The organism is Streptomyces aurantiacus, assembly GCF_027107535.1.
Taxonomy (GTDB): domain Bacteria; phylum Actinomycetota; class Actinomycetes; order Streptomycetales; family Streptomycetaceae; genus Streptomyces.
The window spans coordinates 8,686,211-8,712,040 of the sequence record NZ_CP114283.1 but is presented as its reverse complement, the minus strand read 5'-3'; the positions used below and the strand labels follow the sequence as shown (position 1 = coordinate 8,712,040).

20 protein-coding genes are annotated in these 25,830 nt (G+C 70.9%); 13 read left to right on the top strand and 7 right to left on the bottom strand.

Annotated elements, in window-relative coordinates; all coding sequences use genetic code 11:
• On the top strand, positions 1 to 1,179 hold the full coding sequence (locus O1Q96_RS40365; protein WP_269252831.1) for a dipeptidase: 1,179 nt from the start codon (positions 1 to 3) through the stop codon (positions 1,177 to 1,179).
• Here O1Q96_RS40365 and O1Q96_RS40360 read toward each other — a convergent pair.
• Positions 1,176 to 2,354 (bottom strand): THUMP-like domain-containing protein, encoded by a 1,179-nt coding sequence (locus tag O1Q96_RS40360; RefSeq protein ID WP_269253917.1) that lies wholly within the window; start codon positions 2,352 to 2,354, stop codon positions 1,176 to 1,178. The two genes, O1Q96_RS40365 and O1Q96_RS40360, sit on opposite strands and share 4 nt — an antisense overlap.
• Positions 2,355 to 2,516: 162 nt before the next feature.
• On the opposite strand from O1Q96_RS40360, the gene O1Q96_RS40355 reads away from it, so the two are divergent.
• The 4 genes from O1Q96_RS40355 (at position 2,517) to groL (ending at position 6,582) form a co-directional block, all read left to right on the top strand.
• A complete protein-coding gene (locus O1Q96_RS40355; RefSeq protein ID WP_269252830.1) occupies positions 2,517 to 3,494 on the top strand; it encodes a polysaccharide deacetylase family protein in 978 nt (325 codons plus the stop codon).
• Positions 3,491 to 4,264, top strand: a complete 774-nt coding sequence (locus O1Q96_RS40350; protein WP_269252829.1) for a polysaccharide deacetylase family protein — start codon at positions 3,491 to 3,493, stop codon at positions 4,262 to 4,264. The genes O1Q96_RS40355 and O1Q96_RS40350 overlap by 4 nt, the downstream gene beginning before the upstream one ends.
• A gap of 263 nt (positions 4,265 to 4,527) precedes the next feature.
• Positions 4,528 to 4,836 carry a co-chaperone GroES gene (gene groES / locus O1Q96_RS40345; RefSeq protein WP_037688098.1) on the top strand — a complete coding sequence of 103 codons (309 nt, stop codon included), beginning with the start codon at positions 4,528 to 4,530 and terminating at the stop codon, positions 4,834 to 4,836.
• A gap of 120 nt (positions 4,837 to 4,956) precedes the next feature.
• A complete protein-coding gene (gene groL, locus O1Q96_RS40340) occupies positions 4,957 to 6,582 on the top strand; it encodes a chaperonin GroEL (RefSeq protein WP_269252828.1) in 1,626 nt (541 codons plus the stop codon).
• A 98-nt stretch (positions 6,583 to 6,680) separates the two neighbouring features.
• On the opposite strand, the gene O1Q96_RS40335 is transcribed toward groL, so the two are convergent.
• From O1Q96_RS40335 to O1Q96_RS40325, 3 genes are all read right to left on the bottom strand, one after another.
• Positions 6,681 to 7,388 carry an ester cyclase gene (locus O1Q96_RS40335; RefSeq protein WP_269252827.1) on the bottom strand — a complete coding sequence of 236 codons (708 nt, stop codon included), beginning with the start codon at positions 7,386 to 7,388 and terminating at the stop codon, positions 6,681 to 6,683.
• Positions 7,389 to 7,514: 126 nt separating this feature from the next.
• Positions 7,515 to 8,288, bottom strand: a complete 774-nt coding sequence (locus tag O1Q96_RS40330; protein WP_269252826.1) for an SDR family NAD(P)-dependent oxidoreductase — start codon at positions 8,286 to 8,288, stop codon at positions 7,515 to 7,517.
• 199 nt (positions 8,289 to 8,487) lie between these two features.
• A complete protein-coding gene (locus O1Q96_RS40325; RefSeq protein WP_269252825.1) occupies positions 8,488 to 9,165 on the bottom strand; it encodes an MOSC domain-containing protein in 678 nt (225 codons plus the stop codon).
• A gap of 79 nt (positions 9,166 to 9,244) precedes the next feature.
• On the opposite strand from O1Q96_RS40325, the gene O1Q96_RS40320 reads away from it, so the two are divergent.
• Positions 9,245 to 10,141, top strand: a complete 897-nt coding sequence (locus tag O1Q96_RS40320) for a LysR family transcriptional regulator (protein ID WP_217457829.1) — start codon at positions 9,245 to 9,247, stop codon at positions 10,139 to 10,141.
• A gap of 133 nt (positions 10,142 to 10,274) precedes the next feature.
• Here the strand turns inward: O1Q96_RS40320 and O1Q96_RS40315 are convergent, their stop codons facing one another.
• Entirely contained in the window at positions 10,275 to 10,598 is a 324-nt protein-coding gene (locus O1Q96_RS40315; protein ID WP_269252824.1) for a WhiB family transcriptional regulator, read from the bottom strand.
• Between the two features lie 380 nt (positions 10,599 to 10,978).
• Between O1Q96_RS40315 and O1Q96_RS40310 the strand changes: the two genes are divergently transcribed.
• The 4 genes from O1Q96_RS40310 to O1Q96_RS40295 all read left to right on the top strand — a co-directional run bounded on the left by O1Q96_RS40310 (position 10,979) and on the right by O1Q96_RS40295 (position 15,616).
• Complete coding sequence (locus tag O1Q96_RS40310; protein WP_003948568.1) at positions 10,979 to 11,590, top strand: response regulator transcription factor; 612 nt, start codon at positions 10,979 to 10,981, stop codon at positions 11,588 to 11,590.
• Between the two features lie 271 nt (positions 11,591 to 11,861).
• Positions 11,862 to 12,449, top strand: coding sequence for a sigma-70 family RNA polymerase sigma factor (locus tag O1Q96_RS40305; RefSeq protein ID WP_269252823.1), 588 nt, complete (start codon positions 11,862 to 11,864; stop codon positions 12,447 to 12,449).
• Positions 12,450 to 12,859: 410 nt separating this feature from the next.
• The gene (guaB, locus tag O1Q96_RS40300) at positions 12,860 to 14,365 is read left to right on the top strand and encodes an IMP dehydrogenase (RefSeq protein ID WP_269252822.1); all 1,506 of its coding nucleotides are present in this window, start codon (positions 12,860 to 12,862) and stop codon (positions 14,363 to 14,365) included.
• 126 nt (positions 14,366 to 14,491) lie between these two features.
• Positions 14,492 to 15,616, top strand: coding sequence for a GuaB3 family IMP dehydrogenase-related protein (locus tag O1Q96_RS40295; protein WP_269252821.1), 1,125 nt, complete (start codon positions 14,492 to 14,494; stop codon positions 15,614 to 15,616).
• A 167-nt stretch (positions 15,617 to 15,783) separates the two neighbouring features.
• On the opposite strand, the gene O1Q96_RS40290 is transcribed toward O1Q96_RS40295, so the two are convergent.
• The gene (locus O1Q96_RS40290; RefSeq protein ID WP_269252820.1) at positions 15,784 to 16,989 is read right to left on the bottom strand and encodes a nucleotide sugar dehydrogenase; all 1,206 of its coding nucleotides are present in this window, start codon (positions 16,987 to 16,989) and stop codon (positions 15,784 to 15,786) included.
• Between the two features lie 272 nt (positions 16,990 to 17,261).
• Here O1Q96_RS40290 and O1Q96_RS40285 point away from each other — a divergent pair, with 272 nt between their 5' ends.
• Positions 17,262 to 18,968, top strand: a complete 1,707-nt coding sequence (locus O1Q96_RS40285; RefSeq protein ID WP_269252819.1) for a glycerol-3-phosphate dehydrogenase/oxidase — start codon at positions 17,262 to 17,264, stop codon at positions 18,966 to 18,968.
• Positions 18,969 to 19,238: 270 nt separating this feature from the next.
• On the opposite strand, the gene O1Q96_RS40280 is transcribed toward O1Q96_RS40285, so the two are convergent.
• On the bottom strand, positions 19,239 to 20,462 hold the full coding sequence (locus tag O1Q96_RS40280; protein ID WP_269252818.1) for a serine hydrolase domain-containing protein: 1,224 nt from the start codon (positions 20,460 to 20,462) through the stop codon (positions 19,239 to 19,241).
• A 178-nt stretch (positions 20,463 to 20,640) separates the two neighbouring features.
• Here O1Q96_RS40280 and O1Q96_RS40275 point away from each other — a divergent pair, with 178 nt between their 5' ends.
• On the top strand, positions 20,641 to 22,758 hold the full coding sequence (locus O1Q96_RS40275) for a serine/threonine-protein kinase (protein WP_269253916.1): 2,118 nt from the start codon (positions 20,641 to 20,643) through the stop codon (positions 22,756 to 22,758).
• Positions 22,759 to 22,912: 154 nt separating this feature from the next.
• Positions 22,913 to 25,660 carry a protein kinase gene (locus O1Q96_RS40270; protein ID WP_269252817.1) on the top strand — a complete coding sequence of 916 codons (2,748 nt, stop codon included), beginning with the start codon at positions 22,913 to 22,915 and terminating at the stop codon, positions 25,658 to 25,660.
• Positions 25,661 to 25,830: the final 170 nt, after the last annotated feature.

Here is a 25,830-nt window from a genome sequence, read left to right as displayed (position 1 = left end):
ATGTCCTCCGCCGACGACGCCCGAGCACTTCTCGCCGAGTTCCCCGTGGTCGACGGGCACAACGACCTCCCCTGGGCGCTGCGCGAGCAGGTCCGCTACGACCTCGGCGCCCGCGACATCGCCGGCGACCAGAGCGCCCACCTGCACACCGACCTGGCGCGGCTGCGCGCGGGCGGCGTCGGCGCGCAGTACTGGTCGGTGTACGTGCGCTCGGACCTGCCCGGCGCGGTCACGGCGACACTCGAACAGATCGACTGCGTACGGCAGTTGATCGCGAGGTATCCGGCGGACCTGCGCAGCGCGCTGACCGCCGCCGACATGGAGGCGGCGCGCGGAGAGGGCCGTATCGCCTCGCTGATGGGCGCCGAGGGCGGTCACTCGATCGACAACTCCCTCGCCACGCTGCGGGGGTTGTACGAACTGGGGGTCCGCTACATGACCCTCACCCACAACGACAACATCGCGTGGGCGGACTCGGCGACGGACGAGCCGGCGGTCGGCGGCCTGTCGCCCTTCGGTCACGAGGTCGTCCGCGAGATGAACCGCCTGGGCATGCTGGTGGACCTCTCCCACGTGGCCGCCACGACCATGCGGGACGCGCTGGACACGTCCGTCGCGCCGGTGATCTTCTCCCACTCGTCCTCGCGGGCGGTCTGCGACCATCCGCGCAACATCCCGGACGACGTACTGGAGCGCCTGCCCGCCAACGGCGGTGTGGCGATGGTGACGTTCGTGCCGAAGTTCGTCCTCCAGGCCGCGGTCGACTGGACGGCGGCCGCGGACGAGAACATGCGCGAGCAGGGCTTCCACCACCTCGACACGACCGCCGAGGCGATGAAGGTCCACCGGGTGTTCGAGGAGTCCAACCCCCGCCCCGTCGCGACCGTTTCGACGGTCGCCGACCACCTCGACCACATGCGTGAGGTGGCGGGCGTCGACCACCTCGGCATCGGCGGCGACTACGACGGCACGGCGTTCACCCCCGAGGGCCTGAACGACGTATCCGGCTACCCGAACCTGATCGCGGAGCTGTTGGACCGCGGCTGGTCGAAGCCGGACCTCGCCAAGGTGACCTGGCAGAACTCGGTCCGGGTGCTGGGCGCGGCGGAGGACGTGGCCCGCGACGAGCAGTCCCGCAGGGGCCCGTCCAACGCGACCCCCGAGCAACTGGACGGTTAGTCCTTCGGCATGGCGGGGTGCCCCACGAGCATGGTCGGGGCACCCTGCACCCGGGTGAGGAACACGGTCGCCGAGTTCCGGCCCTGGGGCTTCACCTTGCGCCGCAGTTCCTCCGGCTCGACCGCCGACCCGCGCTTCTTGACGGTCAGGATGCCCACCTCGCGCTGCCGCAGGAGGGCCTTCAGCTTCTTGACGTTGAAGGGAAGCCGGTCGGTGATCTCGTAGGCGGTGGCGTACGGGGTGGCCGTCACCGAGTCCGCGGTGATGTAGGCGATCGTCTCGTCGACCAGCCCTCCGCCGTCCAGTTCCCCGGCGACCTCCGCGACGAGATGCGAGCGGATGACGGCCCCGTCGGGCTCGTACAGATAGCGCCCCACGGGCCGCACCGCGGGATCGGGCAGTCCACGGCCGACCAGGGTGCGCGGCCCGGGCAGCAGGGTCGCGCGGACCGATCCGGCCTCCCGCGTGCCGAACCACAGCACGGCTTCCTTCACGTCCCCGGAGTCCGAGATCCACTCGGCGCCGGCCTCGGCGGGGACGGCCTCGTGCGGAATGCCGGGCGCGATCTTCAGCGCGGCCAGGGGCGCCTCGAGTGCGGCCCGGACGGCCCACGACAGCGGCGGTGAGTACGCCTCGGGATCGAAGACGCGCCCACGGCCACCGCGCCGGGCGGGATCGACGAAGACGGCGTCGTACGCGGACGTGTCGACCTCCGTGACATCCGCCTCGCGCACCTCGATGAGCCCGCCGAGCCCGAGCGCGTGCGCGTTCGCCCGCGCCACGGCCGCCGTCAGCGGGTCCCGGTCGACGGCGAGGACCCGGATCCCGGCCCGGGCGAGCGCGATCGCGTCGCCGCCGATCCCGCAGCACAGGTCGGCCACGGACCGCACGCCGAGCTCCTGGAAACGCGCGGCACGGTAGGCGGCGACCGTCGCCCGGGTCGACTGCTCCACCCCGTTCGGCGTGAAGAACATCCGCTCCGCGTCCACCGCGCCGAACTTCACCGCGGCCCGCTGCCGCAGCCGGGCCTGCCCGAGCGCCGCGGAGACGAGCTCCGCGGGGTGCTCGCGCCGCAGCCGGGTGGCGACGGCCAACTCGCGGGCGGGTTCCGTACCGCGCACCTCGTCGAGCAGGGCGCGCCCGCGGTCGGTGAGCAGGGCGGCGAAGGACGACACAGGAGTGCCGGGCGCATCCCGTAGGTCAGGGACGGGGTCGGCATGGCGGGCGGGAGGATCCAGGTCGTTCACCGCCCCATTGTGGGCCAGTCGGTGGACGGCACGCGCGCGACGGCGGTGTCGGGGCGGGGAGAGGGCCTTGTCCTGGGAGTATCCGGCTCCATGCGACTTGTACGACAAAATGACAGCAACGACGGAGAAAGGGACAGGGGAGACGCCCTCGGGAGGGCCGGGGGAACCGCCGCGCGACCAGCCTTCGCCGGCCCGCGGGTGGGCGGCCGCCCGGCCCACGCGAAGCGGACCGCGCTCCTCCTGCTGACAGCCACCGCACTGGCCGCCGGCTGCTCCGGACCGGGGCCCGGCGCCGGCACCGCCCCGGCCGCGGGCCAGCAGCTCCGCAAGGCCGCCGAGCTCCGTCAGGCACAGCGCGCCCGGGCCGTCGCGGCGAAGAAGTGGGGGCTGGCGAAGGTCCCCCTGCCCGCACCGCCCGCCCCGGCGAAGAAGCCGCGCATCAGCACCCGCAAGGGCTTCGAGGTGGGCGACCACGAGGGCCTGCCCCCCGTCTTCACGACCGTCCCCACCAAGGACAAGGTCGTCTTCCTCACCATCGACGACGGCGCCGAGAAGGACCCCGCGTTCCTGCGCATGACGAGCGACCTGAAGATCCCGTACACCGCCTTCCTCAGTGACTACCTGGTCAAGGACGACTACGGATATTTCAAGAAGATGCAGGCCACCGGCGTGGTCCTGAACAACCACACGCTCCGCCACCGCTACCTGCCACACCTGTCGTACGCCGCCCAGAAGCGCGAGATCTGCGGCATGCAGGACGTGATCGAAGAGCGGTACGGCAGGCGCCCGACGCTCTTCCGCCCGCCCTTCGGCAACTACGACGAGGACACCCTGCGCGCGGCCGGAGCCTGCGGCATCAAGGCGGTCCCACTGTGGAACGAGGAGGTCTTCGTCGACCGCTGGGACTACCGGGAATGGGATCGGGACCTGCGGCCCGGAGACATCGTTCTCAGCCACTTCCGCGGCAGGGAGCACTGGAAGGGCACGATGCCCGACATGATCCGCCGCTTCCTGAAGCTGGTCACCGACAAGGGGTACGCGGTGGCACGTCTGGAGGACTACCTGTGAGGCGGCGGGGGGCCGCGGCGCTGCTCGCCGGCGTGCTCTGCCTCTCCGGCTGTGCCCAGTCCGTCGACCCCATCGAGAGGCTCGGCAAGAAGGCCGCGCAGAAGGTGCGCACGCACGCGCCCGCCGCGGACGCGTACCGGCGCTGGGGCCTGACCGCTCCGCTCGCACCGGCGCCGGCACCGGGCCCGCCCGGCCGGCGGCCCGCCGCACGCGCGGCCGAAGCCGGCCTGCCGCCCGTCGTGGACCGCGTCCCGACCCGCGACAAGGTCGTCTTCCTGACCTTCGACGACGGCGCCGAGAAGGATCCGCGGTTCGTCGACATGGTGCGTGAACTACGGCTGCCGGTCAGCGTGTTCCTCACGGACAGTGTCGTCGGACCGGGGTACGCGCACTTCGGGCGGCTGCGCGCGGTCGGCGCGAGCGTGCAGAACCACACCCTCGACCATCCGTACCTGCCGAGCCTCCCGTACGCGGGTCAGCGGGCCGAGATCTGCGGCCAGCAGGAGAAGATCAAGCAGCGCTTCGGCATCCGCCCCACGCTCTTCCGCCCGCCCTACGGCGCCTACAACGACGACACCCTGCGCGCGGCGGCCGGCTGCGGAGTCGCCGCGGTCGTCCTCTGGCGTGACGAGGGTCCGCTCCGCCCGGGCGACATCCTCCACTGCCCCGAGGGCCGGGGCGGGGCGAGCCTGACACGGACGACGGCCGACATCCTGAAGCGCGTCCAGAGGGCGGGCTTCACCGTGGCGCGCCTGGAGGACTACCTGTAGAGGGCTGCCGGGAGAAGGGCCGATGGCACGGTTCTCAGGGGTGCGCTCCCTGCGTTCCGACCCGCCGAGGACCCCCTGTCCGCCGACGTCGACTGGCACTCCGCTTGACCGAGTGCTAATCGCAGTCATAGTCTCGGCTCTGGCACTCACCACAGGAGAGTGCCAATAGCGACGGGCAGGTCCGGCACCCGCGACGACGGATCCACCTGGTCGCCACCTCAGACAGTTAACCCCGTGAGATCTCCGAAGGGGGAGGTCGGATCGTGACGACCACCAGCTCCAAGGTTGCCATCAAGCCGCTCGAGGACCGCATTGTGGTCCAGCCGCTGGATGCCGAGCAGACCACGGCCTCTGGCCTGGTCATCCCGGACACGGCGAAGGAGAAGCCCCAGGAGGGCGTCGTCCTTGCCGTGGGCCCGGGCCGCTTCGAGAACGGCGAGCGCCTGCCGCTCGACGTGAACACCGGCGACATCGTGCTGTACAGCAAGTACGGCGGCACCGAGGTGAAGTACAACGGCGAGGAGTACCTCGTCCTCTCGGCTCGCGACGTGCTCGCGATCATCGAGAAGTAATTCACCCGGTTTTACCAGCATTGCAGTGAACTGCGCCCCTGGCCCCAGCGAAGCATGAAGCCGGGCGCCGGGGGCGCAGTTCGTTTCACCCACGTTTTCCGAGAGGGCTGAACCGCTCCCATGGCGAAGATCCTGAAGTTCGACGAGGACGCCCGTCGCGCCCTCGAGCGCGGCGTCAACAAGCTTGCCGACACGGTCAAGGTGACGATCGGCCCCAAGGGCCGCAACGTCGTCATCGACAAGAAGTTCGGCGCCCCCACCATCACCAACGACGGTGTCACCATCGCCCGTGAGGTCGAGGTCGACGACCCGTACGAGAACCTCGGCGTCCAGCTGGTGAAGGAGGTGGCGACCAAGACCAACGACGTAGCGGGCGACGGTACGACCACCGCCACCGTGCTGGCCCAGGCGCTCGTACGCGAAGGCCTGAGGAACGTGGCCGCCGGTGCGTCCCCCGCCCTCCTGAAGCGGGGCATCGACGCCGCCGTCGCCGCGGTCTCCGAGGAGCTCCTCGCGACCGCGCGCCCGATCGACGAGAAGTCCGACATCGCCGCCGTCGCCGGTCTGTCCGCCCAGGACAGCCAGGTCGGCGAGCTCATCGCCGAGGCGATGGACAAGGTCGGCAAGGACGGTGTCATCACCGTCGAGGAGTCCAACACCTTCGGTCTGGAGCTGGACTTCACCGAGGGCATGGCCTTCGACAAGGGCTACCTGTCGCCCTACATGGTGTCCGACCAGGAGCGTATGGAGGCCGTCCTCGACGACCCGTACATCCTGATCCACCAGGGCAAGATCGCCTCGATCCAGGACCTGCTGCCCCTCCTCGAGAAGGTCATCCAGTCCAACGCCTCGAAGCCGCTGCTGATCATCGCCGAGGACGTCGAGGGCGAGGCCCTGTCGACCCTGGTCGTGAACAAGATCCGCGGCACGTTCAACGCGGTGGCCGTCAAGGCCCCGGGCTTCGGCGACCGCCGCAAGGCCATGCTCGGTGACATCGCCACGCTCACCGGCGCCACGGTCATCGCCGAGGAGGTCGGCCTCAAGCTCGACCAGGTCGGCCTGGACGTGCTGGGCTCCGCCCGCCGCGTGACGGTCACCAAGGACGACACGACGATCGTCGACGGCGGCGGCGACAGCGCCGACGTGGCCGGCCGTGTCAACCAGATCAAGGCCGAGATCGAGTCCACGGACTCCGACTGGGACCGCGAGAAGCTCCAGGAGCGCCTCGCGAAGCTGGCCGGCGGCGTGTGCGTGATCAAGGTCGGCGCCGCCACCGAGGTGGAGCTGAAGGAGAAGAAGCACCGTCTCGAGGACGCCATCTCCGCGACCCGCGCCGCGGTCGAGGAGGGCATCGTCTCCGGTGGTGGCTCCGCGCTCGTCCACGCCGTGAAGGTCCTCGAGGGCAACCTCGGCAAGACCGGCGACGAGGCCACCGGTGTCGCCGTCGTCCGCAAGGCCGCCGTCGAGCCGCTGCGCTGGATCGCCGAGAACGCCGGCCTGGAGGGTTACGTCATCACCTCCAAGGTCGCCGAGCTCGACAAGGGCCAGGGCTTCAACGCCGCGACCGGCGAGTACGGCGACCTGGTCAAGCAGGGCGTCATCGACCCGGTCAAGGTCACCCGCTCCGCCCTGGAGAACGCGGCCTCCATCGCCTCCCTGCTCCTGACGACCGAGACCCTGGTCGTCGAGAAGCCGGCCGAGGAGGAGTCCGACGCGGGCCACGGCGGCCACGGCCACTCCCACTAAGAGCATCTGCCCGGGCGGTACGTCCGGGCAGGCGCCCCGCGAAGGCCCGGCACCCCGTCTCGGGGTGCCGGGCCTTCGTGCTGCCGGGACCCGCCCGCTCAGACCTCCAGCTGGTCCAGCACCCCGAGCTGGGCCATCAGCCCCAGCCGGTCGTACTGCCACCAGCCCTCGGCGATCCTGCCGTTCTCGTCGAACCGGTGGATGTTCGTGCCGGTCATGGTGACCTGCCTGCCGGTGGCCGGGATCCCCATGAAGTCGCCCTTGTGGGTGCCGCTCCAGGTCCAGCGCGTACAGACCCGGTCGCCGTCGGCGATCTGGTCCTCGATGGTGAACGCGAGGTCGAATCCGGCCTGCCACATCTCCACCTGGCGGCGCATGGCGTCCCTGCCGATCACGTCCTGCTCGCTGGACGGATCGTGGTCGTGGTAGTTCTCCGCGACGATCTCGTCCCACGACGGCAGTGCGCCCTTGCCGGAGATCAGCCCGTAGAGATTGCGTACACCGGCCCGGTAGAGCCGCTCGTCGCGTACCACGTCCAGATCCGTGAACGTCGGCATCTCGTCGCAGAGCGCCACCATGTTGCGGAAGATCCTGTCCGTCTCGGGAAGGTTCGAGTTCCGCATCGCGTCCTCGTACGACGGGAACTCCACGATCTCGATGAAGTGCGACGCGTCCGAGCGGTCCTTGCCGATCACACTGTGCGTCGCGGTCCGCTTGCCCTTGGTCTGCTCGACCCAGGTGTCCATCAGCCGGTTCATCTCGTCGAACCGACTGGTCTTACAGTCGATCAACTGTACGAATGTCATGGCGCCGCCCTCCGACCCCCCAGGTCCGGTAGAATACGACCATATTAGTGAAAATCCCCTCCACCTGTCGGGCGAAGGGGATTCACCGGGGCCACCGCCGGACAGGGCCTAACGGCACCGCCGGGTTCACTTCGGCCCGTACTTCCGGCCCGTCCTCGAACTGATCCCGCCGAGCAGCCCCCGCGGGGTCACCTTCACCACGCCCATCATGACCTTGTAGCGCGGGTCCGGAACGGACAGCGTCCTGCCCCGCGCCAGGTCGGCGAGCGCGGACGTGACCAGCTTGTCGGCGTCCAGCCACATCCAGTTGGGGATGTTGTCCGTGCCCATCCCGGCCCGCTCGTGGAACTCCGTCCGCACGAAGCCGGGGCACAGCGCCATCAGCCGCACACCACTGCCGGCCAGGTCCTTCGCCGCACCCTGCGTGAACTGCACGACCCACGCCTTGGACGCCCCGTACGTGCCGCGGGGCAGGAACGCGGCCACCGACGCCACGTTGACGACACCCCCGCGCCCGCGGGCCCGCATGGAATCGGTCGCCGCCGAGGTCAGCCGCAGCACCGCCTCGCAGTGCACCTTGAGCATCTTCAGCTCGTCCGCCATCGGTACGTCCAGATAGACGCCCTTGTTGGCGAAGCCCGCGTTGTTGATCAGCAGGTCGACCGCGTGCTTGCGGTCCGAGAGGCGGGCGGCCACCGCCTCGATGCCGTCGTCCGTCGCCAGATCCGCGGTCAGCACCTCCGCCTCGATGCCGTGCCGGTCGTGCAGTTCCGTCGCCTGCTCGCCGAGCCGCTTGGTGTCACGCGCCACCAGCACGAGGTTGTGGCCGTCGGAGGCCAGCCGCCGCGCGAAGGCGGCACCGATGCCCGCGGTCGATCCCGTAATCAGAGCCGTTGTCATGGCCCAAGGTTAGTGACCTGGCCCATGCTCTCCGTGCGGCGAGTGACCCGAAAGAGCACCCGTCCGTTGTCCCTTCCCCACAACCGCGAACTGCCCCGCGGCCCCCGGCTCTCGGGGCAGGGCACGGGGCGGGCACAGTGGGGAAGCCTCCGGACCGGCTTCGCCGCCGAGGCGGAACACCGGTGTCACCGCCGCCCGTTCAGCTTTCGCCCCCGCCGTACTTCTCGACGTACTTCCGCGCCACCTCCCGCGCCTCCGGGTGCAGGGCGTCCCCCGCCGCCAACACCCTTGGCAGCAGCGTCCGTTCGAGCGTCACCGCGCGGAACTGGAAGGCGGCCGTCACCTCGTGGTCCGGCCGGTGCACGATCTCGACCGGATCGCCCGCCCGTATCTCCCCGGGCTCGACGACCCGCAGATACGCGCCGGACGCGCCCTTCCGCGTGAACCGCCTGACCCACCCCTTCTCACCCAGGTGGCCCTGGAAGGTGAGGCAGGGAATCCGCCCGGACGTGACCTCGAGCACGACCTCGGAGCCGACCCGCCAGCGCTCCCCGATTTTCGCGCCGGACACGTCGATGCCCTCCGTCGTGAGGTTCTCGCCGAACATGCCGCTGGTCAGAGGCCGTCCCAGCTCGCGCTCCCAGTCGTCCAGGTCCTCGCGCGCGAAGGCGTAGACCGCCTGGTCGTTCCCGCCGTGGTGCCGCAGCTCGCACACGGCGTCCCCGGCGAGACCGCTTCCGCCGACGCCCTTGGGTCCGGGCGCCGCCACCCGCACCGGGCCGTTCACCGGCCGCTTGTCGATCCCGGTCACGCCCTCGGCCTGGTCCGTGTAGCCGACGGTCTTGGGCCGCCCCAGATTCACAGAGAGAAGCTTCATGACGGCACGCTAGGCGATGCGGGCCAAAGCGTCGATGCAGTATTCATCGCCACATCCAAGAATCGCTTATGCTCGAAGGGTGATCGAGGCCCGCCATCTGCGCGTCCTGCGCGCCGTCGCCGCCACCGGCTCCTTCTCGGCGGCGGGGCGCGAACTGGGCTGTACCCAGCCCGCCGTCAGCCAGCAGATGAAGGCTCTCGAAGCCTCCGTCGGCACCCCGCTCCTGATCCGCACGGGCCGCGAGATGCGCCTGACCCAGGCCGGTGAAGCCCTCGTCCGGCATGCCGCGGGCATCATCGCCGGCCTCACCGCCGCGGAGGAGGAGGTCGCCGCGATCGCGGGCCTGCGCGCGGGCCGGGTGCGCCTGGTCTCGTTCCCCAGCGGAAGCTCCACGCTCGTACCGACCGCGCTCGCCGCCCTGCGCGCCGCGCACCCCGGCACACGCGTCTCCCTGGAGGAGGCCGAGCCGCCGCGCTCCGTCGGGATGCTGCGCGAGGGCGACTGCGACGTGACGCTCGCCTTCCGGTACGAGGGCGCGGCGGGCGCCGAGGAATGGGACGACCTGGTGGTCCGCCCGCTGCTCACGGACCGGCTCGTCGGTCTGGTCCCGGAAGGGCACCGACTGGCCCGGGCGGGATCGGTGGCCATCGGCGAGCTCGCCGACGAGCCGTGGATCGCCGGCTGCCCCCGCTGCCGGGGCCAGCTGGTCGAGGTCTGCGAGAGCGCGGGCTTCACACCACGCATCGACTTCGCGACCGACGACTATCCGGCGGTGGTCGGTCTGGTCGGCGCCGGTCTCGGCGTCGCCGTCCTGCCGGAGCTGGCCATCGAGTCCGTACGCCCCAAGGGTGCACGCACAGTGACGGTGGAGCCCGCGCTGCGACGGGAGATCGTCGCGCTCACGCTGCCGGACCTGGCCCAGGTGCCCGCGGTGGCGGCCACGCTGGACCAGCTGGCCAGGGCCGCGGCCCGCTGAGCGCTGTACGGATCCGGCGCGCGGGCGATCGTGCTCCGTCGGGGTCTTCGGGGCCCCTGCGGGGCGAGGGGTATGCCGTGGGGGACGAGAAATAGCCGCACGCGTGCGCGTGCCTGTTCGCAGGAACGTTCCTTCAGCTGTGGGACGGGTCGCCCCCGCTCGACGCCGAGACCAGGCGGTTGCGCGCCCGTCCCATGAGTTCCTCGCGCTCGTCCTCGGTCAGCCCGCCCCACACGCCGTACGGCTCGCGCACCGCCAGGGCATGGGCCGCGCACTCGGCTCGCACCGGACACCTCATGCAGACCTCTTTGGCCGAGTTCTCACGAGCGCTCCGTGCCGCACCGCGCTCGCCCTCCGGGTGGAAGAAGAGCGAGCTGTCGACCCCGCGGCAGGCCGCGAGGAGCTGCCAGTCCCACAGATCCGCGTTCGGTCCGGGAAGGCGGGAGAAATCTGCCATTGCGTTGTCCCCTTGTAGCCGTTTTGGTCGGTTACGTGCCCATGACCGTACATCTACGATCTAAGGAGATGAAAATATGACTCATTGCGAATCTAGCCTCAGACACCAGGAAAGGGGAAGAAAAGCGGCTAAATGGGGCATGGCTTGTGATGAAACCTTGAGGGTCTGTTGTGGGTGTCTGCACCGTGTCCGCCCCCTCACGTAGAGTGCCGAACGTGGCTCGCGGCCCCGTAACTCTTTCGAGTGACCGTCGTTGAGAGTGCGAGGCGGTTGAAAGAACAAGCGCTCGGGCAAACGTCCGAGGCGGTCGACCGCACAGGTGACGATTTCGTACCAGCCTGGAGGCTCAAGGTGACGCGCATCAGCTGCGGAGGACGGCCATGACATCCGTCCTCGTCTGCGACGACTCCCCGCTTGCCCGAGAGGCGCTCCGCCGCGCGGTGGCGACCGTGCCCGGCGTAGAGCGCGTGACCACGGCGGCCAACGGCGAGGAAGTCCTCCGCCGCTGGGGTGCCGACCGTTCGGACCTGATTCTGATGGACGTACGCATGCCCGGTCTGGGCGGCGTGGAGACGGTCCGGCGGCTGCTGTCCGCCGACCCCGGTGCGCGCATCATCATGCTCACCGTTGCCGAGGACCTGGACGGTGTCGCACTCGCGGTCGCCGCCGGTGCCCGCGGCTATCTCCACAAGGACGCCTCCCGCGCGGAGCTGCGTGCCACCGTCACCCAGGCCCTCGCCGACCCGACCTGGCGGCTCGCCCCGCGCAGACTGAGGTCGGCCGAGATGGGCGCGGCGCCAACGCTCACCGCGCGTGAGATCCAGGTCCTGGAGGGCATGAGCCACGGACGGTCGAACGCGGAGATCGGCCGTGAGCTGTTCCTCTCCGAGGACACCGTCAAGACGCACGCCCGGCGGCTCTTCAAGAAACTCGGCGCCTCGGACCGCGCGCACGCGGTGGCGCTCGGGTTCCGATGGGGCCTGGTCCGCTAGGTGAACCGCCGCGGGGGTACGGGTGTCCCCGCCCGCCGGAGGGCGGGCGGGGCCGGGCCCGACGGGAGATCGAATGCGGCCTTTCGGGCGTCCGATCCCCTTTTCCCGGCGGATGCCGCATCCTTGAGGTGTGGAGTTCCTCGGGAACGAGTCGGTCGAGCGGGAGGGGAGGGCGCAGGAGATGAGTTCCGGCGCACCTGCTCATAACGCTTCGGTGCACAACTACGGACGCGGTGCCACGGACAGGACGACGCCAAGGCACCATGGACCGATGCGTGACGACGATGCGGCTCATGCCCAAGGGGCGATCGGTTCGCTCGTTCATCGCGCGGTCGACGGAGACGAGCAGGCCACGCACGATCTGCTCGCGCATGTCCATCCCCTCGCGCTGCGCTACTGCCGCACCCGGCTGTCCCGACTTCCGGGTGACGCACGGCACTTCGTGGAGGACCTGGCGCAGGAGGTCTGCGTAGCGGTGCTGCTCGCACTGCCGCGCTACAAGGACACCGGGCGTCCCTTCGAAGCCTTCGTCTTCGCCATCGCCGCACACAAGGTCGCTGATCTGCAGCGTGCCGCGATGCGCCATCCCGGCTCGACGGCCGTGCCGTCGGACGAGATGCCCGAGCGGCCGGACGACTCGCTCGGGCCCGAGGAGCGTGCCCTCCTCAGCAGTGACGCCGAGTGGGCGAAGAAGCTCATGGCCAACCTCCCCGAGAACCAGCGGGAACTCCTCCTGCTGAGGATCGCGGTGGGGCTCACGGCCGAGGAGACCGGACAGATGTTGGGAATGTCACCCGGCGCGGTCCGGGTCGCCCAGCACCGGGCGCTCAGCCGTCTCAGGGCGCTGGCCGAGCAGTAGCAGGGTCTCCCTCGCGGATGCCGTTCCCTCGCGGGGCGGTGTTCCGCCGGGGCCCCGGACGAGGCGGCACCCGCCGGACGGCGACGAGTCGCCGTCCGCCCTGTCACCCCGCACTCTCACCTCTGCCGGGACGACGCACGATGCCCGGGCCGGACCGCCGGCAGGACATCTTCCGTCAAAGTTTTCCTCCCCCGCGGGCGACCTGCGAGAGGCTGAGGGAGGTGGCGGTGGCGGACGGAGAGCCGGTCGCGGCCCCGCCTCCTGGGGGCTCGGCGCGGGATGAACGGCGAAGGCCGTCCGCCCGTACGAACCTACGAAGCCCAGGGGTGCCCGTAACCGTGGAATGAGAGAGCCATGCTTCCCGTTAGCATGGACATCCGCACCGATCAAGGCCATTTGGGGAAGGTGTCATGACTGCAAACGTCGACGGAGTGCCCGAGAAGTTCGCGACACTCGGGCTGACCTACGACGACGTGCTGCTGCTGCCGGGCGCATCGGAAGTGCTGCCGGGCGCGGTCGACACCTCGTCCCGCATCTCCCGCAACGTGCGGGTGAACATTCCGCTGCTCTCGGCGGCCATGGACAAGGTCACCGAGTCGCGCATGGCGATCGCCATGGCCCGTCAGGGCGGCGTCGGCGTGCTGCACCGGAACCTGTCCATCGAGGATCAGGTCAACCAGGTCGACCTCGTCAAGCGCTCCGAGTCCGGCATGGTCACCGACCCGATCACGGTCAATCCCGACGCCACGCTCGCCGACGCCGACGCGCTGTGCGCCAAGTTCCGCATCAGCGGCGTCCCCGTCACCGACGGCAAGGGCAAGCTCCTCGGCATCGTCACCAACCGCGACATGGCCTTCGAGAGCGACCGCTCCCGCCAGGTGCGCGAGGTCATGACCCCGATGCCGCTGGTCACCGGCAAGGTCGGCATCTCCGGGAACGACGCCATGGAGCTGCTCCGCCGCCACAAGATCGAGAAGCTTCCGCTGGTCGACGACGCGGGCATCCTCAAGGGCCTCATCACGGTCAAGGACTTCGTCAAGGCCGAGAAGTACCCGAACGCGGCGAAGGACGCCGAGGGCCGTCTCCTCGTGGGTGCCGCCGTCGGCGCCAGCCCCGAGGCGCTGGAGCGGGCCCAGGCGCTCGCCGAGGCCGGTGCGGACTTCCTGATCGTCGACACCTCGCACGGGCACAACAGCAACGCCCTCAACTGGATGGCGAAGATCAAGTCGAGCGTCGGCGTCGACGTGATCGGCGGCAACGTGGCCACCCGGGACGGCGCCCAGGCGCTGATCGACGCCGGTGTCGACGGCGTCAAGGTGGGCGTGGGCCCCGGCTCCATCTGTACGACCCGCGTGGTCGCCGGCATCGGTGTCCCGCAGGTCACCGCGATCTACGAGGCCGCCCTCGCGGCTCGTGCCGCCGGTGTCCCGGTGATCGGTGACGGCGGTCTGCAGTACTCCGGGGACATCGGCAAGGCGCTGGCCGCCGGTGCCGACACGGTGATGCTGGGCAGCCTGCTCGCGGGCTGCGAGGAGTCGCCCGGAGAGTTGATGTTCATCAACGGCAAGCAGTTCAAGTCGTACCGCGGCATGGGTTCCCTCGGGGCCATGCAGTCCCGCGGCCAGGGCCGGTCGTACTCGAAGGACCGCTACTTCCAGGCCGAGGTGGCCTCCGACGACAAGCTCGTGCCCGAGGGCATCGAGGGCCAGGTGCCCTACCGCGGCCCGCTGGGCAACGTGCTGCACCAGCTGGTCGGCGGCCTGCGCCAGACCATGGGCTATGTGGGCGCCGCCTCCATCGAGGAGATGGAGACCAAGGGCCGCTTCGTCCGGATCACCTCCGCGGGCCTCAAGGAGAGCCATCCGCACGACATCCAGATGACGGTCGAGGCACCGAACTACAGCCGAGGCCAGTAGCCGTAAGCGTGCTCCACGCGCGCGTGGAGCACGCCCGAGGGCGGTACCGGAGGCTCCGGGACCGCCCTTGTCGTATGCGTCGGGGATACTGGAACGCGCAGAACCGAAGAGGGAAAGGCCACACACGTGACTGAGATCGAGATCGGGCGCGGCAAGCGCGGCCGCCGGGCGTACGCCTTCGACGACATCGCCGTCGTCCCGAGCCGCCGTACGCGAGACCCGAAGGAGGTCTCGATCGCCTGGCAGATCGACGCCTACCGCTTCGAGCTGCCTTTCCTGGCCGCCCCGATGGACTCCATCGTCTCCCCGCAGACCGCCATCCGTATCGGCGAGCTCGGCGGCCTGGGCGTCCTGAACCTCGAAGGCCTGTGGACGCGGTACGAGGACCCGCAGCCGCTTCTCGACGAGATCGCGGAGCTGGACTCCGAGACCGCGACCCGCCGCCTCCAGGAGATCTACGCGGCTCCCATCAAGGAGGAGCTGATCGGGCAGCGCATCAAGGAGGTGCGCGACTCGGGCGTGGTCACCGCGGCCGCGCTCTCCCCGCAGCGCACCGCCCAGTTCTCCAAGGCCGTCGTGGACGCCGGTGTCGACATCTTCGTCATCCGCGGTACGACGGTCTCGGCGGAGCACGTCTCGGGAGCCTCCGAGCCGCTGAACCTGAAGCAGTTCATCTACGAGCTGGACGTGCCCGTCATCGTCGGCGGCTGCGCCACGTACACGGCCGCCCTGCACCTGATGCGTACGGGCGCGGCCGGTGTCCTGGTGGGCTTCGGCGGCGGCGCCGCGCACACCACGCGCAACGTGCTGGGCATCCAGGTTCCGATGGCCACCGCCGTCGCGGACGTGGCGGCGGCCCGCCGTGACTACATGGACGAGTCCGGCGGCCGGTACGTGCACGTGATCGCGGACGGCGGCGTCGGCTGGTCCGGCGACCTCCCCAAGGCCGTCGCCTGCGGTGCCGACGCCGTGATGATGGGCTCCCCGCTCGCGCGCGCGAGCGACGCGCCCGGCAAGGGGCACCACTGGGGCATGGAGGCCGTCAACGACGAGCTGCCGCGCGGCAAGAAGGTCGACCTCGGCACGGTGGGCACCATCGAAGAGGTCCTCGCCGGCCCCTCGCACATCCCCGACGGCTCGATGAACTTCTTCGGCGCGCTGCGCCGCGCGATGGCCACGACCGGCTACAGCGAGCTCAAGGAGTTCCAGCGGGTCGAGGTCACGGTGGCGGACTCGCAGCACAAGCGCTGACACCGCGCTCCGCCCGAGCGGACCAAAGGGGCCCGGCCACTTGGTGGCCGGGCCCCTTCGCGTGTGCGAGTGGCCCGAGGGGGCTCGCTTCTGGATCGTCAGCGGGCGGTGGGCCGCCGAAGGAGACGGATGCCGCGGGCTCCGGACGGTGCGCAGCCGCCCCTGGTTCACAACCTGTGCGCCGCCCCCGTAGGAGTGACCCCACGTGTGTCCAGCAACAGCTGCGCCTTCACCGACAGGCCCTGCAGGTCGTAGGTGCGGTGTTGCTGGAGCAGGATCGTCAGGTCCGCGTCGGCTGCCGCCTCGTACAGGGAGTCCACGCGGGGGACCGGGCGGTCGAGGATGCCCCAGGACGGGACGTGCGGGTCGTGGTAGCTGACGGCCGCGCCCAGTTCCATCAGGCGGGTCGCGATCTCCTGGGCGGGTGAGCCCTGCTGGTCGGCGTGGTCGGGCTTGTAGGTGATGCCGAGGAGCAGCACGCGCGCGCCGCGGGCCGACTTGCCGTGTTCGTTGAGGAGTGCGGCCGCGCGCTGGATGACGTACTGGGGCATGTGGCTGTTGACCTGCTGTGCCAGCTCGATCATGCGCAGCGAGCGGGTCCGCGGGCCCGCGAGGTCCCGGGGGACGGCATGGCCGCCGACGCCCGGGCCGGGGCGGAAGGCCTGGAAGCCGAACGGTTTCGTCTCGGCGCAGCGGATGACGTCCCACAGGTCGACGCCCAGGTCGTGGCAGAGCACCGCCATCTCGTTGACCAGGGCGATGTTGACGTGCCGGTAGTTGGTCTCCAGGAGCTGCACGGTCTCTGCTTCTCGTGGTCCACGCGCGCGTACGACCTTGTCGGTGAGGCGGCCGTAGAAGGCGGCGGCCGACTCGGTGCAGGCGGGGGTGAGGCCGCCGATGACCTTCGGGGTGTTGGCGGGACCGTGGTCGCGGTTGCCGGGGTCGACACGGCTGGGCGAGTACGCGAGATGGAAGTCGCGCCCCGCACGGAGCCCCGAACCCTCTTCGAGGAGCGGACGGAGGAATTCCTCGGTCGTACCCGGGTACACGGGGGACTCCAGGATCACCGTGGTGTGCGGGCGCAGGTGTGCGGCCAGGGTGCGGGCGGCGGCGGCCACCTGCCCCAGATCGAGCGCTCCGTCCGCGCCGCGCGGGGTCGGAGCGCAGATGACGGCGGTGCGTACGCGGCCGAGTTCGCCCGGGTCGGTGGCAGGACGGAAGCCCGTGGAGAGCATTCGGCGCAGGTCGGCGGCGGCCAGCGGAGCGGGGTCGCCGCACTCGTAGCCGAGGGTGGAGATGCCGGTGGTGGCGGCGGCCTGGGCCAGGGGCAGGCCGAGCTGGCCGAGGCCGATGACGGCGAGATCTGCGGGCATGGCGGTGGGCCGTCCTTCCCTGTAGCCGGAGTGGGACGAGGGCGCAAGCCCTGTGGACAGAACGGACGAGCGCAATGTCAGACTAGGAGTAAATATGACCGATTTGCGGGATTGTTCGGTTGTGTTTCTCCGGAAGTCACCGAGAGATATCCACAGGCGGACGGCCGGTGGTGGCCGATGCCGGGCAACGCGGTCAGAATCTGGGCATGGGGGATGTGAGCAGGGCCTCGCCGGACGGGTGAGCCCAGCGCGACGGACAGCGGGAGGCAACGGTGAGGACAGCGACACTGGGACCGGCGGAGCGCGCCGAGTCACTCGCGGGAATGGCCGAGCGCGAGCTGGATGTGCTGGTCGTGGGAGCGGGCGTGGTCGGCGCGGGAACCGCCCTGGACGCCGTGACCCGCGGCCTGTCCACCGGCCTGGTCGAGGCGCGTGACTGGGCGTCGGGTACGTCGAGCCGGTCGAGCAAGCTGATCCACGGCGGCCTGCGGTATCTGGAGATGCTCGATTTCGCGCTCGTACGGGAAGCACTGAAGGAGCGTGGGCTCCTGCTGGAGCGGCTCGCGCCCCACCTCGTGAAGCCCGTCCCGTTCCTGTACCCCCTGCAGCACAAGGGGTGGGAGAGGCTGTACGCCGGTTCCGGCGTCGCGCTCTACGACGCGATGTCGATGGCGCGCGGGCACGGACGCGGCCTGCCCACGCACCGTCACCTGTCGCGGCGTCACGCGCTGCGCGTCGCTCCCGCACTGAAGAAGGACGCACTGGTCGGAGCGCTGCAGTACTACGACGCCCAGATGGACGACGCCCGCTTCGTGGCGACCCTGGTGCGTACGGCGTCGGCGTACGGCGCGAAGGTCGCCAACCGCGCGCGAGTGACCGGTTTCCTGCGCGAGGGCGAGCGTGTGGTCGGTGCCAAGGTGCAGGACGCCGACGGAGGCGGGGAGTACGAGATCCGCGCCAGGCAGGTCGTCAACGCCACCGGCGTGTGGACGGACGACACCCAGGCGATGGTCGGGGAGAGGGGACAGTTCCACGTCCGGGCGTCCAAGGGCATCCATCTGGTCGTACCGAAGGACCGGATCCACTCCACGACGGGGCTGATCCTGCGCACCGAGAAGTCCGTGCTGTTCGTCATCCCGTGGGGGCGGCACTGGATCGTGGGCACCACGGACACCGACTGGGACCTCGACAAGGCGCATCCGGCGGCGTCCAGCGCCGACATCGACTATCTGCTGGAGCATGTGAACGAGGTGCTCGCGGTGCCGTTGACACGCGACGACGTCCAGGGGGTGTACGCGGGACTGCGGCCGCTGCTCGCCGGGGAGTCGGACGCCACGAGCAAGCTGTCCCGCGAGCACACCGTGGCGCATCCGGTGCCAGGGCTCGTGGTCGTGGCGGGCGGCAAGTACACGACGTACCGGGTGATGGCCAAGGACGCGGTGGACGAGGCGGTGCACGCCCTCGACCAGCGGGTCGCGGAGTGCGTCACCGAGGATGTTCCGCTGATCGGCGCCGAGGGCTACCGGGCGCTGTGGAACGCGCGAGCGAGGATCGCCGCACGGACCGGACTGCACGTGGTGCGCGTGGAGCACCTGCTGAACCGGTACGGGGCACTCGCCGAGGAGGTGCTCGATCTCATCGCCGCGGACGCCTCGCTGGGCGAGCCGTTGCCGGCGGCCGAGGACTACCTGCGTGCCGAGATCGTCTACGCCGCCTCGCACGAGGGGGCGCGGCATCTGGACGACGTGCTGACGCGGCGCACGCGCATCTCGATCGAGACCTTCGACCGGGGCACGCGCAGCGCGCGCGAGGCCGCCGAGCTGATGGCGCCGGTCCTGGGCTGGGACAAGGACCAGATCGAGCGCGAGGTCGAGCACTACGAGAAGCGGGTGGAGGCGGAGCGGGAGTCGCAGCGGCAGCCGGACGACCTGACGGCCGACGCTGCCAGGCTGGGCGCGCCGGACATCGTGCCGCTGTAGGGGTTCCAGCCGTTGTAAGGGCTCCGGGCGCCGTGGGTGTTGCCGGAGGCAGGGAAGTGCGACAGGGCCCGAGTTCGTGCGAGCGCGACTCGGGCCCTGTCGGCTTCGCCCGGCGAGGGCCGAGGGGCGAGAGACGAGGGGTCGGCGGCGAAACGTGAGGGCCGAGGGCCGAGGGCTCGGGGGCGAAGGCCGGCGCAGATCGGCGCAGATCGGCGAGTGTCACCCGAACGAGTGTCCTGACCTGGGATCTCTGCTCGGAACCCGCTCGTTCTAAGGGGTGCGGGGGCAGAACTCGGCGGCGAGCAGGGCGGGTTCGACGGAGGGGTCTGCAATCGCGTCCGTGTTCACACGGAAGGTGAGGACACGGCGGCCGTCGGACGTGGCAGCGGTCCGGACGTAGCTGCCGGTGATGCGGCCGTTGTGTCCCCACACCGTGGTGCCGCACGGAAGTTTCACGGAATAGAGGCCCATGCCGTACGAGCCGTGTGCGGTGCGGGTGTCGAGCATCTCGCGCAGTTGGCGGGGCGGCAGCAGATCGCCGCGGAGCAGGGCCGCGTAGAAGCGGTTCAGGTCGGCGAGCGTGGTGACCAGTTCGCCCGCCGCGCCGGCCACGCGAGGGTCCAGGTCGGTGACATCGGTCCCGTCGGCGGAGTAGGCGCGGCCGTGCGGTTCGGGCAGCGCGTGACGGCTGCCGGGGAAGGAGGTGCCTGTCAGTCGGAGCGGAGTGATGAGGCGCCGCTCGGCCTCGGCGGCGTACGAGTGGCCGGTGACCTGCTCGACGACCATGCCGAGCAACACGTAGTTGGTGTTCGAGTAGGCGAAGCGGCCGCGGTCGGCCGGGGGATGGGTGAGTGCGATGCGTACGGCCTGAACAGGCGTGAGGGGGACGGCCCCCGCGGTGTCGGCGGTGAAGTCGGCGAGCCCGCTGGTGTGGGTGAGCAGGGCCCGCAGGGTCAGGACGCGACCGTCGTTGCCGACGCCGCGCACCAGGCCCGGCAGGTGGGCGTCCACCGAGTCGGACAGCGACAGGCGGTGCTCGGCGGCCAGTTGCAGCACGACCGTCGCTATGAACGTCTTGGTGATGCTGCCGGCGCGAAAGTGGTCGGCGCGGTGGAGGGAGGTGGCGGTGGGGGAGCCGGAGACGCGGGTTCCGGTGCGGCGAGGACTCGCGGACGCCGGGCTGTCGACGGGTGTGTTGCCCGCGGTGCCGTTCGTGCCGTCGTCCTCAACGCCGTCAGTGGCGCCGTTCGTCGTGAAGGGCTCGGTGTCGGGAGCGGTCCTCGGAGCTCCCGTCTTCGCGAGGGCTTCCGCGTGGGCGAAGTGGGAGCCGGATCCCTCGTCGGCCAGCAGGGCCGCGGCGGGGGCCCTGCCTTCGGTGACGAGCCGGGCGAGGGCGGTGTCCAGAGCGGAGGGCGCGGGCGCCGAGGAGACGGAGGTCAGGCCGAGGAGGGCAAGGGACAAAGAAAGAGCCGGCAGCGTCCTCAGCGGTGGCATCGAGATCCCCCTCGTCGCAGCTCATCATGGGGGACGGTCCGGTCGGGGCGCCGGTCGGGGGCCGGATGAGGGGCGGCTCGGGGAAGGAATGCCTCCGCGAGGGGCACCCGGGGCATCGGTCGGTGGCCGGGTGGGGGACAATGAAGGCTCTGTCAGGGCGGGTTGCATGAGGGGACGCATGTCGGAGGCGGAGCGGGCGGGAGCATCCCGTCAGGACGAGAGTGAACGTCTCCTCGCCGGGCGGTACCGGCTGGGAGGAGTCCTCGGCCGCGGCGGCATGGGCACCGTGTGGCGAGCCGAGGACGAGACACTGGGCCGTACGGTCGCCGTGAAGGAACTGCGGTTGCCGCCGCGCATCGACGAGGACGAGAAGCGGCGGCTGATCACCCGCACCTTCCGTGAGGCCAAGGCGATCGCGCGGATCCGGAACAACAGCGCGGTGACCGTCTTCGACGTGGTCGACGAGGACAACCGGCCGTGGATCGTGATGGAGCTCGTCGAGGGCAAGTCCCTCGCCGAGGTGATCCGCGAGGACGGGCTGCTCACGCCGAAGCGCGCGGCCGAAGTGGGGCTGGCCATCCTCGACGTGCTGCGTTCGGCGCACCGCGAGGGCATCCTGCACCGCGACGTGAAGCCGTCGAACGTGCTGATCGCCGAGGACGGCCGGGTCGTGCTCACCGACTTCGGTATCGCCCAGGTCGAGGGCGATCCGTCCATCACCTCGACCGGCATGCTCGTGGGCGCGCCCTCGTACATCTCGCCGGAGCGGGCGCGAGGCCACAAGCCGGGCCCCGCGGCCGACCTGTGGTCCCTCGGAGGCCTGCTGTACGCGTCGGTGGAGGGCGTGCCGCCGTACGACAAGGGGTCCGCCATCGCGACGCTCACCGCGGTGATGACGGAGCCGGTGGAGCAGCCGAAGAACGCAGGGCCGCTGGAGAAGGTCATCTACGGGCTCCTCGTCAAGGACCCCGAGCAGCGGCTCGACGACGCGGGCGCGCGGGCGATGCTCACCGAGGTGATCCACGCGCCCGAGCCCAAGGACGACGAGCCGGAGCCGGCGGACGCGACGAAGGTCGTGCCGTTGCCGGACCTCCCCGTGCAGAGCCCGTCCAAGAAGGCGGGTCCGGGCGGCAAGAAGAGTGAGGAGCCGGGAGACCGGCTGCGTGGGGCGCTGCGCTCCGTGCGGAAGGGAAAGGGCGCCGGGGCGGCCGGCGCTGCCGCGGCGGCCGGTACCGCGAAGGCGGTGGACGGACAGGCGGAGGCGAAGCCCGGCAAGGCGGTCCCGGCGGCGGACGCCTCCGTGACTTCCGCGTCCCCGGCCGATTCCGGCTCCGGGGCCGTGGCTCGGTCCGGTTCCGCCGCGGCCTCGGCAGGGGCCGATGTGCCGGGCTCCGCGAAGGGACGGGACACTGCTGCCTCCGCGTTGAACTCCAGTGCGGTGGTTGCTGGTTCGAGTGGTGCCGGCAGGCCGGATGGTGCCGGGGAAACGCATCCGCGAACCGTCGCGCCGAGGGCGCCGCTCACCGATGTCGTGTCCCGGCGGACGATGCTGATCGTCGCCGTCGTCGTGGTGCTGGCCGTGCTGGGCACGATTCTCACCGTCACGCTGAGTGGCGGTGGCGACTCGGGTACCAAGGACAACAAGGGCGGCGGCGACAAGTCGGCGTCCAGCGGGGCGAGCGCGGGAAGCGACACCAAGCAGGACGAGAACAGCGACACGGAGACGGACGGCGGCGAGAAGCCGGACGCCTCCGGCGGGGGCACGGCCAAGGACAGCTCGCCCAGCGCGAGCGCTTCCGGGGAGTCGGACGGATCGAGTGGTTCGAGCGGGTCGGAGGGCGGCTCCGGTGGCGGTTCGGCCGACGGAGTCGTGTCGACGCACAAGGACGGGCAGGGGTTCTCGATCGGGCTGCCCAAGGGCTGGAAGTTCCAGTCGACGAGCGCGGCCGGTGCCCGGTTCTCCGGTCCCGACGGACAGAAGCTGCTGGTCGGCTGGACCACGACGCCCAAGGACGATCCGGTGGCCGACTGGAAGAACCAGGAGCAGTTCATGCGGCGGCCGCAGTACCAGCGGATCCGAATAGAGAAGGTGGACTACCGCGGCTGGAACACGGCCGACTGGGAATTCACCTACGTGGAGAGCGGCACCAAGTACCGGTCCATAGACCGTGGGTTCGTCGTCGACGACAGCCTCGGATATGGCCTCATGTACACCGCGAAGGCCTCGAAATGGGACACCGGTCTCCGTAAAGACACGTGGCGGACGCTGACGAAGTCGTTCGAACCGAAGTCCTGAGGGGCACGAGACAACTGAGATCTCGTATCTCCTCACTGTGGGTTGCCTCCGGCACGTATCGTGAGTGGTTGCGGACCGTACGCAGGCACAACTGCAGCCACAACGGGACGCATGGCGAACGGAATTGACCAACCGGGCGGCCGGGGGAGGCTTCGTGGACGACTATGCGGGACGGGTACTCGCCGACCGCTACCGCCTGCCGCTGCCCCCGTCCGACGAGTTCGAGCTCGCCGAGACGCGCGCCTTCGACACGTACAGCGGGCAGGAAGTCCTGGTCCGTCAAGTGCCGTTGCCCGAGGTCGTCGAGGCGGAGGTGCTCGACGCGGACGGGCTGCCCGACGGTTTCGTGGCGCGGGACGCCGGTGTGCGGCGACCGGCCGCGCGCACCACACGGCGGCCCACCGAGCCCGCCGTGCGGCGGGCGATCGAGGCCGCGCAGGCCGCGGCGCGCATCCCCGACCATCCCCGGCTCGACCAGGTCTTCGACGTGTTCGCCGAGGGCGGGTCGTTGTGGATAGTGAGCGAGTTGGTGCCCTCGCGGCCGCTCGCGGCGCTGCTCGCCGAGCGCCCGCTGAGCCCGTACCGGGCCGCCGAGGTGGCCTCCGACGTGCTGACGGCCCTGCGCGTGCTGCACGCGCACGGGTGGGTGCACCGGAACATCACCGCGCGCACGGTGCTCGTCTGCGACGACGGGCGGGTGATGCTCACGGGGCTCGCCTCGGGAGCCGCGGAGGAGGCGCTGTGCGGGTACGACCCCGTGCCGGCCGCCGACGGCGAAGGTGACACGGACGGCCCCGGAGCGGCCGGCGGTCCGCCGGACCCGGCAGGGCCGGCGGGTTCGGCGGGCGCGCCCGGGCAGACCGGACGGCATACCGCGGCCGGCCAGTTCGGTCAGGCCGGTGCCGCCGGGCGGTCCGGGGCGCAGGCGGTACCCGGCGGGCGTGGGCCGGAGGGCGGTGGCCGTGCCGCGGTCGAGGCCGTGCGCGGCGGCGCGTTGCCTGTCACGCAGGCACAGTCGCAGGCCTCGGACATGGCACAGCGGGCGATGGACGCGGGCGGGGACGTACGGGCCGCGCGGGCCGGTGCCATCGCGGCCTACCGCGCGGGCGCGCGGGCGGCGGCCCGCGTCCAGGAGGAGCAGCGGGGCGGCCGGAGCCCCGCGCTGCCCGCTCCGCGGTCCGCCGGGAGCGATACGGACACCGGGCCGATCTCCGGGCAGATCTCCGGGCAGGGGATGGAGCACACCTCGCCGCCGGGGCAGATCGCCGACCCGTACGGGGTGGGCCTGCCGGGCGCCTGGCACGGTGCGGCGCCGCGCGGCGGTGCGCCCGTGGCCGGAGGAAACGGGCAGGACCGCTCGCCCGCACTGCCGGGCGGCCGCACCGGCGGCAGCGGCGGCAACGGAAACGACGTACCGGGCCGCGGTGACACCACGGGGTTCCAGGGGCACGGGACGGGCCCGGATTACGACGGGAACGGCAACGCGACCGGCGGATGGGCGACGGAGACCGCCGCGTACGGTGCCGGATACGGGTCGCCGACCGGCACGTCTGCGGACCCGGGTACGGGCGAGGCTCCCACCCGGTGGAGCCGGCTCACCCCCGCCCAAGCCCCCGCGTCCCGACGAGGACCGGCCACCGCGCTGGCGGCGGAGCGGGCCCGGCAGGCGCGGATGGCCGTCGTGGGGCCGGTCACCGAGCGCTGGGCGCCCGAGCAGGCCGGTCCCGTGCACGAGAACTGGCAGTTGGCGGCACCGATCGGTCCCGCGACCGACCTCTGGGCGTTGGGGGCGCTGCTCTTCCGCGCCGTCCAGGGCCACGCGCCCTACCCCGAGGAGAACACCGCGGAGCTGGTCCAGCTGGTGTGCGCGGAGCCGCCCGCGTTCGCGGAGGAGTGCGGTCCGCTCCGGCCGGTCGTCGAGTCGCTGCTGCGCCAGGACCCCACCGATCGACTGGACTTCGAGGAGCTCCGGGGCTGGCTGCGTTCGCTGGTGCGGTCGGCGCCCGAGCCGGAGGCCGGCACGTACGTCGTCGCCGCTCCCCCCATGGACCCGACCCGGCTGCCCGTCGTACGCCGTCGGGGCGAGCTCGTCCGCAGGCGCCGCGCCGGGCTGCCGGACACCAGTCCGCACGGCCGTCACAAGCGGGCCAAGCAGGGCAAGGAGGTCAAGCCCCGGCGGCTCGGCCGCACCCTGCTTCTGCTGATCCTGCTCGCCATGGCCGCCGCCGTCGCGTACGCCGTGGCCTTCATGCCCAAGAGTGACTCCGGCGGTGAGCGCACCGGCTCCGCGGGAGACGTCGTCAGCCCCGCCCCCGGTCACTCCGCGGACACCGGCACCGGCACGGACGGGAACAAGGGCAAGGATCCGCAGGACGAGAAGTCGCCGAGCAAGGACAGCAGCCCGTCACGCTCGTCCAGTTCGACGACCCAGACGACCGGACCGGAGCTCCCACAGGGCTTCACGCTGCGCAAGGACACCGAGGGGTTCCGCGTGGCGGTCGCCAACGGCTGGGAGCGCACCGGGAAGAACGGACGCGGTCAGGTCGTCTACTCGCACGGCGGCTTCGAGCTGCTGGTCGTACCAGGACGGGACACGACCGGGGAGTACGGCACCGACCCGATGGCCTACCAGCGCGAGGAGGAGCGCGAGTTGCAGCCGTTCCGCGACTCGACGTGGGCCACGTCCAGCGGGATGCGGCGGATCGACGTGGGCGGACGGGCCATGGCCGAGGGGCAGTTCACCTGGCAGGACTCCGCGGGCCGCGAGGTCTTCGTACGGAATCTCGCGATGATCGTCGACGGGCGGTACCACGTCGTGCAGGTGCGCGGCCCCGAGGCCGAGCGGGACGAGGTGACGCGCCTGTACGAGCAGGCGTCGTCGACGTACCAGGCCACCGGCTGACGTGCCGTTCGGATGCACGGCTCCGACCCGGTTCTCCGACTCGTTTCTCCGACCCGATTCTCCGAGGCGCTCCTTCGACGTGTCTCGCCGAAGCGTCTCGCCAATGCGTCTCGCCATCGTGTCCAGTGACTGACGTGTCCGGCTGATGGGTGTCTCTGATGTGACGTCAT